The 11,534-nt window shown below is 42.6% G+C and carries 10 protein-coding genes; 8 read left to right on the top strand and 2 right to left on the bottom strand.

Annotated features, from left to right (window positions below):
• Positions 1–227 precede the first annotated feature (227 nt).
• A complete protein-coding gene (gltX, locus tag BN3456_RS01200) occupies positions 228–1,691 on the top strand; it encodes a glutamate--tRNA ligase (protein ID WP_089982183.1) in 1,464 nt (487 codons plus the stop codon).
• A gap of 27 nt (positions 1,692–1,718) precedes the next feature.
• Complete coding sequence (locus BN3456_RS01195; protein WP_089982181.1) at positions 1,719–3,551, top strand: ATP-dependent helicase; 1,833 nt, start codon at positions 1,719–1,721, stop codon at positions 3,549–3,551.
• A gap of 2 nt (positions 3,552–3,553) precedes the next feature.
• Here BN3456_RS01195 and BN3456_RS01190 read toward each other — a convergent pair whose 3' ends face one another.
• Entirely contained in the window at positions 3,554–3,865 is a 312-nt protein-coding gene (locus BN3456_RS01190) for a DUF1292 domain-containing protein (protein ID WP_089982180.1), read from the bottom strand.
• A gap of 192 nt (positions 3,866–4,057) precedes the next feature.
• On the opposite strand from BN3456_RS01190, the gene BN3456_RS01185 reads away from it, so the two are divergent.
• Genes BN3456_RS01185 through BN3456_RS01175 form a run of 3 tightly spaced genes read left to right on the top strand, consistent with a single transcriptional unit; the run spans position 4,058 to position 7,373 of the window.
• The gene (locus BN3456_RS01185) at positions 4,058–5,062 is read left to right on the top strand and encodes a sugar ABC transporter substrate-binding protein (RefSeq protein ID WP_089982178.1); all 1,005 of its coding nucleotides are present in this window, start codon (positions 4,058–4,060) and stop codon (positions 5,060–5,062) included.
• A gap of 23 nt (positions 5,063–5,085) precedes the next feature.
• Positions 5,086–6,789 carry an alpha-amylase family glycosyl hydrolase gene (locus BN3456_RS01180; RefSeq protein WP_089982176.1) on the top strand — a complete coding sequence of 568 codons (1,704 nt, stop codon included), beginning with the start codon at positions 5,086–5,088 and terminating at the stop codon, positions 6,787–6,789.
• Positions 6,790–6,830: 41 nt separating this feature from the next.
• Positions 6,831–7,373, top strand: a complete 543-nt coding sequence (locus BN3456_RS01175; RefSeq protein ID WP_089982185.1) for a DUF5662 family protein — start codon at positions 6,831–6,833, stop codon at positions 7,371–7,373.
• Here the strand turns inward: BN3456_RS01175 and BN3456_RS01170 are convergent.
• On the bottom strand, positions 7,361–7,840 hold the full coding sequence (locus tag BN3456_RS01170) for an S-ribosylhomocysteine lyase (RefSeq protein WP_089982175.1): 480 nt from the start codon (positions 7,838–7,840) through the stop codon (positions 7,361–7,363). The genes BN3456_RS01175 and BN3456_RS01170 overlap by 13 nt on opposite strands.
• Positions 7,841–8,052: 212 nt before the next feature.
• On the opposite strand from BN3456_RS01170, the gene BN3456_RS01165 reads away from it, so the two are divergent.
• The 3 genes from BN3456_RS01165 to BN3456_RS01155 all read left to right on the top strand — a co-directional run bounded on the left by BN3456_RS01165 (position 8,053) and on the right by BN3456_RS01155 (position 11,035).
• Complete coding sequence (locus BN3456_RS01165) at positions 8,053–8,667, top strand: histidine phosphatase family protein (protein WP_089982173.1); 615 nt, start codon at positions 8,053–8,055, stop codon at positions 8,665–8,667.
• 48 nt (positions 8,668–8,715) lie between these two features.
• On the top strand, positions 8,716–10,011 hold the full coding sequence (locus BN3456_RS01160) for a cytochrome c biogenesis protein/redoxin (RefSeq protein ID WP_089982171.1): 1,296 nt from the start codon (positions 8,716–8,718) through the stop codon (positions 10,009–10,011).
• Between the two features lie 136 nt (positions 10,012–10,147).
• Positions 10,148–11,035, top strand: coding sequence for a fructose bisphosphate aldolase (locus tag BN3456_RS01155; RefSeq protein WP_089982169.1), 888 nt, complete (start codon positions 10,148–10,150; stop codon positions 11,033–11,035).
• Positions 11,036–11,534 lie beyond the last annotated feature (499 nt).

Raw genomic sequence — 11,534 nt, 5'->3', positions numbered from 1 at the left:
CACTCATCTGTGGGGCTATTCCTTTATCTAAGATGAGATGATTGTAAAATAAAAAGTCTGCCAGTACAACACCGACAGACAAAAAGTTAAGAAAGGGCTATCACGCAGCATGCGTGATTTGGTTCAAAAATGAAAAGAAGTAGAATTTTTTTGTGTGTTGAAGAATGAGATAATTTGTCCTATAATGAATAAGACAAAGGATATAAAGAAGAAGTGGAGATAAAAAGATGAGTAAAGTAAGAACGAGATTTGCACCCAGCCCCACAGGGCGGATGCATGTAGGTAATCTGCGTACTGCACTGTATGCATATCTGATAGCAAAGCATGAAGGGGGAGACTTTATCCTCCGCGTAGAAGATACGGACCAGGAGCGTTTTGTAGAGGGCGCCCTGGATATTATATACAGGACTATGCAAGAGACCGGCCTATTTCACGATGAAGGACCGGATAAAGATGGGGGATATGGACCCTATGTGCAGAGTGAGCGGGCTGCTATAGGCCTGTATACCAAGTACGCAAAACAGCTTGTGGAGCAGGGAGACGCCTACTATTGCTTTTGCAGCAGGGAAAGACTTGACTCTTTAAAAACCACTGTATCTGAAGAAAACAAAACGGACATTGTGAAATATGACAAGCATTGTCTGGAACTTTCTGCTGAAGAAGTGGGGGCCAATCTGGCAGCCGGAAAGCCCTGGGTAATTCGCCTAAATGTGCCAAATAAGGGAGTGACCGCTTTTCACGATGAGATTTATGGAGATATTGAAGTTCCTAATGATGAACTGGATGATATGATTTTGATTAAATCTGATGGTTTCCCAACTTACAATTTTGCCAATGTAATTGACGATCATCTGATGGAAATCACGCATGTGGTCAGAGGAAATGAATATCTCTCCTCCGCGCCGAAATATAACCGTCTTTATCAGGCCTTTGGCTGGGATGTGCCGGTCTATGTGCACTGCCCTCTGATAACCGATGAGAACCATAAGAAACTCAGCAAACGCAGCGGACATTCTTCCTATGAGGATTTGATTGGTCAGGGATTTGTTTCCGAAGCTGTCGTGAATTTTGTGGCATTGCTAGGCTGGAGCCCGGCAGATACAAGGGAGATATTTTCACTGGAAGAGCTGGTAGAAGCTTTTGACTATCACCATATGAATAAATCTCCGGCAGTATTTGATACCGTGAAGCTTAAATGGATGAACGGGGAGTATATAAAGGCTATGGACTTTGACAAGTTTTATAAGATGGCAGAACCTTATATTAAAGAGGTTGTCACAAAAGATTATGACTTGAAGAAGATTGCAGCTCTTGTAAAGACGAGGATTGAGATATTCCCGGATATAAAGGAGCAGATAGATTTTTTTGAGAAAGTGCCGGAATATGATATCAGCATGTATACACATAAAAAGATGAAGACAAATGCGCAGACCTCTCTGGCGGTGCTTACAAGCCTGCTTCCGCTTTTGGAGGCGCAGGAGGATTACAGTAACGACGCGCTCTTTGAAGCTTTGAAAAATTATGCATCAGATAAAGGCTTCAAAACCGGTTATGTAATGTGGCCTGTGAGAACGGCCGTGTCCGGAAAACAGAATACTCCCGGGGGAGCCACAGAGATTATGGAAATCATTGGTAAGGAGGAATCTCTAAAACGCATAAAAGCTGCAATTGAGAAGTTAGAAGCAGTTTAATGACAGACGAAAGAGGAATTTTAATATATGGGGTTTAGTAAGGCACAGGAAGATGCAATCACTCACGGAACCGGTCCATGTCTTGTTTTGGCAGGGCCCGGTTCTGGGAAGACTGCAGTGATTGTAAACAGAATGAAATATCTGATAGAGAAGTTAAAGGTGAGACCAGAAGAGATTCTGGTCATTACTTTTACTAAATATGCAGCGGTTGAGATGAAGAACCGCTTTCAAAATCTAATGGGAAAGAAAAGGCTGCCTGTTACGGTAGGCACCTTTCATGGCATATATTATGGAATTTTGAAGTGGGCATACCACTTTGACTCTCGAAATATCCTGTCCGAGGAGGATAAGTTTCAGATAATCAGAAATGTAGTCAGCCGGCAGGAAATCGAGATTTTTGACGAGGAAGATTTTATTACCGATATTGCGGCGGAAATCGGAATTGTGAAGAACAACGGAATAGATATAAGATCTTATCACTCATCAAAATGCAGTCCGGAAGATTTTCGGGATATTTATATAGAGTATGAGGCTCAGAGGAAAAGGGAAAGAAAAATTGACTTTGACGATATGCTGGTACTCTGCTATGAATTATTTATGGCAAGAACGGATATTTTGAAAATGTGGCAGGAAAAATTTCATTATATTTTAATTGATGAATTCCAGGATATCAATAAAGTACAGTATGATGTGATAAAATTGCTGGCAGAACCACAGCAGAATCTTTTTGCTGTGGGAGATGACGATCAGTCTATCTATGGGTTTCGGGGCGCAGATTCAAAGCTGATGTTTCAATTTAAAGAGGATTATCCAAATCTGCGGCAGCTTCTTCTGGATATTAATTTTCGTTCCACCTCCAATATTGTGCAGAACGCTTTAAAAGTCATTGGCAATAATGAGGAGCGTTTTGAGAAGGCGATTCATGCCAAAAAAGCAAAAGGCTTAAGCCTTCATGTGCAGGAGGTGGCAGATCCGGCGGAGGAGAGCCGGTATATTACAGAAGAAATTCAGAACCGCATACACAACGGGGTTAAAGCAGAGGATATTGCAGTGCTCTTCAGACTGCATACGGACGCAGGAAATCTGGCAGAGACCCTCTGGGAGCATCGTATTCCTTTTCAGATGAGAGAGCACCTGCCTAATGTATACAATCATTTTATTGCAAAAGATATAAAGGCCTATTTTAAAATGGCGGCCGGGAGCAGGACCCGCCAGGATTTCTTACAGATTATGAACAAGCCTAAAAGATACATTGCAAGAGACAGCCTTAGCGGCCGGGAAGTAGCTTTTGAGGACTTGAGAAATTTTTACTGTGACAAGGACTGGATGCTGGACCGTGTGGATCAGTTTGCGTGGGATCTGAAAATGCTTGCAAAGATGGCTCCTTATGCGGCGATTCAATTTCTCCGCAAGAAAATAGGATATGATGATTTTTTGAGGGAATATGCAGTAGCTCGGAGGGTACAGGTAAGTGATTTGTTTGAAGTTCTTTCGGAATTGGAGGAAGCGGCACGCCCCTTTGCATCTTTGGAAGAGTGGTTTATGCATGTAGAAGAATATACCAATGCACTCAAAATAAGGGAGAGCAGCAAAGAACTGCACCCAGGCGGGGTAAGATTGATGACAATGCATGCCGCAAAAGGACTGGAATTTGACACGGTTTATATTATAGAAACCAATGAAGGCCAGATTCCATATAAAAAATCACTCAAGGAACAAAGAGAAGAGGAAGAAAGGCGTCTGTTTTATGTTGCAATGACAAGGGCAAAAGAACTGCTTAAGATTGTATATGTAAAAAAGAAAAACGGAAAGGATGTTGATCCTTCCCGTTTTGTAGATGAATTGTTTGATGAAAAATAAGCTTAATCTGCATCCGGAGCTTCGTCCAAATCTAAATCCTCGTATTCCTGAGAATCCAGCCATTCATCGAACGTATCGGCAGCGCGCTCGTACTCATCGTCGTCTTCGATATTTTCAAGTGTTGGTTCATCTGAATCCGTCTGGTGGAAACGATAGAGAAAGACCTGTCCATCATCATTGCCACCCTCCTCATCCAAAGGCAGAAGAGCAATGTACTCCTGTCCGCCTGTTACAAAAATGGTAAGAACGGCACATTCCAGTTCCTCGTCATTGTCCAGTGTCAGTGTAACGGTGAGTGATTCGTTTTCATCCATAAATATTCTCCTTTTATTGTTATTATACCCACTGTAACAAAAAGGAAAATAAAAAGCAAGAAAAAACATGCGCCGGTCTCTCTTGACATTGTTAGGAAACACGTTAGAATAAAAGAGACTAGTTTACAATAAAGTCAGATCGGCGGCTGAATTGTAAAGTCAATTATACAACATATAATGGGAGGATATTCGATGAAAAAACGGATATTTAGCTTGCTTCTGACATTCCTGGCAGCGTGCATGGTGCTTGCAGGTTGTAAGAAGAATGTAGGTACACCTGAAGATAATGCAGTTGAAGAAGGAGACAAAGCAGAGAATGAAGATGAGGAAGCAAAAGATACGAACTACACCTTCGGTTATAGCTGCATTGATATGGACAATCCGTATTATGAGACGCTGCAGTTGTCCATAGAAATGATGCTGAAAGAAAGGGAAATCGGTCTTGTCACCAAAAATCCCGGTTCTGATGTGGATCTTCAGATTGAACAGATTCAGCAAATGATTGATCAGGGTGTTGATGCGGTTTTTCTATGCCCGGCGGACCGGGAAAAGATAACACCGGCACTTAAAGCGCTGAAAGAGGCAGACATTCCTGTTATCAATATAGATACGCAGGTCAAGGATATAGATCTTACAGCTGCTTTTATTGGATCTGATAATAAGAATGCAGGGTATCTGTGCGGGACAGACCTGATCAAGCAGAAGCCGGATGGCGGGAAGATTGTTATTTTGGAGAACCCGGCTGTGAATGCTATTAATGAGAGGATTACAGGCTTTGAAGAAGCTATTTCTAAGGGGGGATTTGAAGTTCTGGCAAGAATAAATACAGGAGATACACAGGGTAATATTCAAAACAAAATGAAGGAAGCCCTTGCGAAATTTCCTCACATTGATGCAGTAATGTGTGGAAATGATCAGGTGGCACTGGAGGCTTTGAAGGTCATTGAAGATGCAGGCAGGACGGACATGCTTGTCTATGGTGTGGATGGCTCGCCAGGCGTAAAGGGTAAATTGCTGGAACCGGGTACCCGTATGGCCGGAACAGGTGCACAGTCTCCGATTGATATTGGCAAAAAAGCTGTGGATACAGCAGTCGCTATTATGAAGGGCGACGAGTATGAGAAAGAGACTTATGTAGATACATTTTTCATTAATAAGGATAATGCAGAAATGTACGGAACTGACGGCTGGCAGTAAAAAGAAGAGAGGGACTGCAGAACATGAGGAAAGTACAGGGGAGTCCACAGCCACTGGGTGTAACAATCAAAGAAGGCAAGGTGAACTTTGCAATCCCTGTGCCGGCAGAAAAGACATGTGAATTGCTTTTGTATCGAGCTGGTGAGGGTGCCGTTGCAAAGGTGTATCCAATGGATGCCCGTGATGCCGCGGGAGAGGTGCGATTTCTTGCCATAGAGGGTCTGGACGCTGGGAAGTATGAATATAATTACAGGATAGACAACAGGGTGCAGATTGATCCGTACGTAAATGAAATAACGGGGCATAGGGCATTTGGTGAAAAGGAAGACTTGGATTCCCACAAAGTACGGGGAATAATGTCCGAAGATGCTTTTGACTGGGACGGGGATGCGCCCCTTAATATTCCTTTTCATGAGGTGGTGGCATATAGTCTCCATGTGCGGGGATTTACAATGCACAGCTCTTCAAATGTGAAACACAAAGGAACCTTTTTGGGCGTGACAGAAAAGCTGTCTTATTTAAAAGAACTGGGAATTAATCAAATCCAGTGCATGCCGGTCTACGAATTTAAAGAATGCGAAGGAGTACGCCAAAATTACTGGGGATACGGGAAGGGATGTTATTTCGCCCCGAAGGCAGCCTACAGTGCATCCCGGCACGTGCGCAGAGAATTAAAAGAAATGGTCAGGTCCTGCCATAAGGCGGGCATTGAGGTTGTTCTGGAGATGCCCTTTATGAAAGGAATCCTTCCCCAGACAGCAGTGGATTGTCTTCGGCATTATATGCTGGAATATCATGTTGACGGTTTTGTAATTAATCCCTATGTGGTTCCCTGGGAAGCCGTCACTTCAGACCCGATTCTCAAAGGTGTTAAGATATGGAAAAAAGACGACTGGTTTCAGAATACTATGCGCAGGTTCCTGAAAGGGGACGAAGGTATGGTGGAGGATGTAATACATGCACTCTGCCGCAGCACAGGAGAGGCCGGTGGGTGCAATTATATAACTGCTCATACCGGGTTCACCTTATATGATCTTGTATCCTATGATGCCAGGCACAACGAAGCGAACGGGGAGAATAATCAAGATGGTCCGGTGTATAATTATAGCTGGAACTGCGGCGCGGAAGGGCCAACCAGAAAACAGGCAGTGTCCGAATTGAGAGAAAATCAGATCAGGAATGCATTCTTCCTCTTGTTAATGGCTCAGGGGACACCTTGCATTCTGGCCGGTGATGAATTTGAAAATACCCAAAAAGGGAATAACAATGTATATTGCCAGGACAATGAACTATCCTGGTTAAACTGGAATAAATTAAAAGGCAATGATGCTTTGTTTTGGTATGTAAAGGCATTAATAGAATTGCGAAGATCTCATCCGGTACTGCACAGAAAGGAGCCCCTTCTTGGTCTTGACCGGATAGCCTGTGGAATCCCGGATGTGTCCTATCACGGGGAGGAGGCATGGCAGATTCCGTCAGAGATTTCAAGCCGGCAGCTGGGCGTATTGTACTGTGGAAAAGATCTGGAGGATACAGACTGCTTCCTTGCATATAACATGCACTGGATTGAACATTCTTTTGCACTCCCCGCATTATTGCCTGCCGGTAAAAAGTGGTACCGGGCCGCAGATACAGCAGACGGAGTGTGGAATAAGCCGGAACTTTTAGAAAATCAGAAAAGAATGCGCGTAAAGGAAAGAAGTACAGTATTTTTGATTGGAAAATAAGGATGCCGGAAGAAAAAAGCAAGAGAGGACGGTTAAAGAGTATGAAAGCAATAAAGCATTTTTGCACCATAACCAGGCACAGGATGTTGGTTATGAAAGAGTGCTTTCGGGTAGGATTATATAAACAAGGGATTACTCATGATCTGTCAAAATATAGTTGGACGGAGTTCAGTGTGGGATGTAAGTATTATCAGGGCGACAGAAGTCCCAATAATGCAGAAAGAGAAGATAAGGGGCTCTCTTACGCGTGGCTCCACCATAAGGGGCGTAACAAACACCACTATGAATACTGGATAGACTACGGGTTAGACGGTGAGAAAGACATGGTGGGAATGAGGATGCCTGTCCGATATGTGGTAGAAATGTTTCTGGATAGGATAGCTGCCGGCAAAATATACAAAGGGGCATATTATAAGGACTCAAACCCTCTCCAATATTTTCTGGCTGGTAAGGGGCACTACCTGATGCATGAAGAGACGGAAGCACTCTTGGAAAGCCTTCTTCGTATGCTCGCCGAAGAAGGCGAAGAGCGGACCTTTTCTTATATAAAGAAATCAGTACTGAAAAAGGATTATTCTGGATAATATAATTGGTTATCCTGAATATCGATCAGCACATCCTTTAAGTATCTTTTTGCGACATATCTCGCCATGGGCAGATTCATATCCAGGTAATTTCCGCAGTCTTTTGCGGCGGCGCCTGGGATTTCCCCTTCAAAAGATGCAATAAAATTGAACATTTCTTTCATGAGAGGAACTATATCTCTGGATTCATAATCGCCGGAGAGAAGGAGATAAAACCCAGTGCGGCATCCCATAGGTCCAAAGTACAGCATTTTATTCCCAAATTCTGCATGGTTTCTTAAAAAAGTGGCTCCCAGATGTTCCAAAGTATGGACTTCAGCTGTATTCATAACAGGTTCTTCATTCGGATTGGTCATCCGGATATCAAAAGTCGTAACAGGGCTTTCATTTGCAAAATCTTTCCTGGATACATAAAGGCCAGGTATGAGTCTGAGATGGTCTATCGTAAAACTTGTGATTTTCTTCATATGCGCAATCCCTTTCTAAAAAAATATTAATAATGTGGGGGCAAAAGGCATTCTTCTGCACTTTTTGACCCTGGTATCATATCTATTATAGTAGCGGAACCGAAATATGACAAGCCATAAGTTGACGAAAGGGGGGTGTACTATTATACTGATGAGAGAACATCAGCATTAAACATTATAAGTTCAAGAAACACTATTTATGGAGGAATACTATGAAATTATATCTTGTACGTCACGGAGAGACAGCGTGGAATAAGGCTGGAAGGGTACAGGGACACTCTGACATCCCACTGAATGAGAATGGTATATACTTAGCAGAAGAAACGGCAAAAGGCCTAAAAGATGTTCCCCTTGATCTTGCGTATACGAGCCCGCTGTGCAGGGCAAAACAAACTGCAGAAATCATACTGAAGGGGAGAAATGTTCCTATATATGAAGAACCGAAAATCCTGGAAATGGGGTTTGGTACAGCAGAAGGCCTGCGCTGCCGCGGAGAAAACCCGGAACCGGGAAGTGAGGATTTCAACAAGTTTTTTACAGACACAGCACATTATAAAGTGCCGGAAGGCGGAGAATCAATTTCACAGCTGTCTGACAGAGTGGACATATTTTTGAAGGCATTATATGAAAACCAGAAACTGTTGAATAAATCTATATTGATCACTTCACACGGTGCAGCGCTCACAGCAATGTTGAATTTAATAAAAGGAAAAAATGATATTGCAAAATTCTGGAATAATGGTGTGCCGAGGAATTGTGCGGTGACAGAAGTTGAAGTGAAAAATGGAAATCCTAAGATAATTTATGAAGGAAAAATCTATTATTAATGAAATCAGTGTATCTAAGCACCGGTCTGTGTGGAAAGGAGATGGGATATGGGATTTTCATTAGATGTTAGTGTACCGGTTTTTACAGTGTTTCTCCAAGGACTGTTGAGCTTCTTCTCTCCTTGCGTACTTCCTCTGATTCCTCTTTATATCAGCTATTTGTCAGGAGGTACAAAAATAAAAGGAGAGGACGGAAAAATTCACTATGACAGAAAAAAGGTTATTCTCAACACACTGTTTTTTGTCATAGGTATCAGTTTCACCTTTTTTGTCCTGGGACTTGGAGCATCGGCTTTGGGTTCTGTCTTTAAAGGCAATCAGGTATTATTTGCAAGAATCGGAGGAATTGTGGTCATTGCCTTTGGTCTGTATCAGCTGGGCATATTTGGAACATCCAAAGTTCTTGGGGGTGAACACAGGCTGCCTTTAAAACTGGACGGCCTTGCCATGTCACCATGGACTGCATTAATCATGGGAGTTACGTTCAGTTTTGCATGGACACCCTGTGTGGGACCTGCACTGTCCAGTGTACTTGTAATGACTGCCTCAGCGAACACAAAGACGCTTGGGTTTGTTTTAATTGGAGTATACACGCTGGGATTTGTACTCCCATTTCTGGCCGTCGGTGTGTTCAGTACAACACTGCTTGATTTGTTTCAGAAGCACGGCAATGTTGTGAAGTACACTGTAAAGGCAGGCGGGGTGCTCATGATACTGATAGGTGTTATGATGTTTACTGGGAAAATGAATGCCATTACAGGATATCTGTCGAGTATACAGACATCAAGGGAACAAGAGAAGATTCAGGAAGAAAAGAAGTCCCAAAAAAAGGATTCGATAGACAGGGATTCACAAGAGAAGGATTCACAGGGCAAGGCCTCAGAAGAAGGTGCATCTCAGGAAGATGCCATCGATTTTGAATTAGAAGATCAATATGGAGAGATACATAAACTTTCTGATTATAAGGGGAAAACAGTGTTCATGAATTTCTGGGCAACCTGGTGCCCGCCCTGCCGCGCAGAGATGCCGGACATTCAAAAGTTATATGAATCTTATCAAAGAGAAGAGGACCCGGATGTTATTATTCTTGGAATTGCAGCGCCGGGTTATGGGCAGGAGCAGAATGAAGAAGGTGTGAAAAGTTTTCTGCAGGAGAATGGTTATACCTACCCTGTTTTGATGGATATCGGCGGCAGTCTGTTTGAGCAGTATGGCATATATTCCTACCCGACTACATTTATGATTAATGCAGAGGGTAATATATTTGGATATGTCAGTGGTCAGTTGACGGATGATATGATGGAAAGTATCATAGAACAGACGATGGAAGGTAAAAAAGATTGATGTTTATATAATTGTGAAGATGAAAAACTAAAAATCTGAAAACACATGAATTTTGATGAAAGTTTTTCTGAAAAGTGTTAGAATGGATATATATGATAGTGGTTGATAACAGACAATAGAATAGGAGGTATTTTTAATGAACGAAATGCAACTGAAAAGAATGCATGAAGGAAAAGGGTTTATTGCAGCATTGGATCAAAGCGGCGGCAGCACGCCTAAGGCTCTGAAACTTTATGGCATTGATGAGTCACGGTATCACAATGATGAGGAAATGTTTGAACTTGTACATGAGATGCGAACAAGGATTATTATGAGCAAAGCCTTTACGTCTGAGCACATACTGGCAACGATCTTGTTTGAAAATACAATGGATAGGAAGATGGATGGTAAATATACGGCAGATTATCTCCTGGAGGAAAAGGGGATTCTTCCGATTCTGAAAGTAGACAAAGGTCTTGCCCCAGAGGAGGAAGGAGTACAGGTCATGAAACCGATGCCTGATCTTGGTACTCTTCTAGAACGTGCTGTCGATAGGCATATTTTTGGGACAAAAATGCGGTCAGTTATCAAACTTGCAAATAAAAACGGAATCCGAGAGGTTGCAGACCAGCAGTTTGGGATTGGTCTTCAGATTGCCGAAAAGGGTCTGGTTCCCATATTGGAGCCGGAGGTTGATATTTACAGTCCTGAAAAGGAAGAAGCCGAGAGGATTTTGAAGGAAGAATTGTTGAATCACCTGGATAAGATTCCTTCAGATACCAGACTGATGTTCAAGTTGTCTCTCCCTACGAAAGATGGCTTCTACTCTGAACTGCTGGAAGATCCGAGAGTGGTGAGAGTTGTAGCGCTTTCCGGAGGCTACAGCCGTGATGAGGCTAATGTGCTGCTTGCAAAGAACCCCGGAGTTGTGGCAAGTTTCTCGCGTGCCCTTACGCAGGGACTCAGTGACAGTCAGACTCCGGAAGAATTCGACAGGACACTGGCTGAGTCAATTCGGGGAATTTATATTGCTTCTATAAGATGATAACAGGGTCAAAACACCTTTTGCCCCGTGATACTTATGCAGGGGGTATCGAATAGCAGTGGATGATGAGCCTTTTGACAGGGTTCATCATCCATTTTGTACAATACTTGTCGTAATTGAACAAATAAAATAAAAAATAAGAAAATCATTGACAATTCAAAGCCCCGGTGGTAAGATAAATTTCGTCGCTGACAGGGAACGAAGACAGTCTGGGAAAGACATGACAGAAACCTGAAAAAAGTGTTGACAAACAGTACAGCGATGTGGTAATATATTGAAGCTGTCACTTGAGAGGGAAGGCAAGAAACGGACCTCACAGGAACGAAAGAAAGTTAAAAAAGTTCTTGACAAGATATGACAGACATGATATCCTATAAAAGTTGCTGCTGACCAAAAAGAACAGTGACAGAAACACCAAAGAACCTTGATAATTAAACAATAGACAACAAACCCTTGAAAATTTCTAAATGAGAAAATTTTTAAGAACAGCATCTTTTAA

The sequence above is a fragment of the Clostridium sp. C105KSO13 genome, assembly GCF_001517425.1.
In the GTDB taxonomy this organism is placed as follows: Bacteria; Bacillota; Clostridia; order Lachnospirales; family Lachnospiraceae; genus Muricomes.
Note: the sequence above shows the minus strand (reverse complement) of the source record. Positions and strands in the feature narration are given on the sequence as shown.

Excerpts from the sequence above, each read along its gene's own strand:
- gltX (WP_089982183.1), top strand. The coding sequence starts at position 228 with ATGAGTAAAGTAAGAACGAGATTTGCACCCAGCCCCACAGGGCGGATG.
- BN3456_RS01195 (WP_089982181.1), top strand. The coding sequence starts at position 1,719 with ATGGGGTTTAGTAAGGCACAGGAAGATGCAATCACTCACGGAACCGGT.
- BN3456_RS01190 (WP_089982180.1), bottom strand. The coding sequence starts at position 3,865 with ATGGATGAAAACGAATCACTCACCGTTACACTGACACTGGACAATGAC.
- BN3456_RS01185 (WP_089982178.1), top strand. The coding sequence starts at position 4,058 with ATGAAAAAACGGATATTTAGCTTGCTTCTGACATTCCTGGCAGCGTGC.
- BN3456_RS01180 (WP_089982176.1), top strand. The coding sequence starts at position 5,086 with ATGAGGAAAGTACAGGGGAGTCCACAGCCACTGGGTGTAACAATCAAA.
- BN3456_RS01175 (WP_089982185.1), top strand. The coding sequence starts at position 6,831 with ATGAAAGCAATAAAGCATTTTTGCACCATAACCAGGCACAGGATGTTG.
- BN3456_RS01170 (WP_089982175.1), bottom strand. The coding sequence starts at position 7,840 with ATGAAGAAAATCACAAGTTTTACGATAGACCATCTCAGACTCATACCT.
- BN3456_RS01165 (WP_089982173.1), top strand. The coding sequence starts at position 8,053 with ATGAAATTATATCTTGTACGTCACGGAGAGACAGCGTGGAATAAGGCT.
- BN3456_RS01160 (WP_089982171.1), top strand. The coding sequence starts at position 8,716 with ATGGGATTTTCATTAGATGTTAGTGTACCGGTTTTTACAGTGTTTCTC.
- BN3456_RS01155 (WP_089982169.1), top strand. The coding sequence starts at position 10,148 with ATGAACGAAATGCAACTGAAAAGAATGCATGAAGGAAAAGGGTTTATT.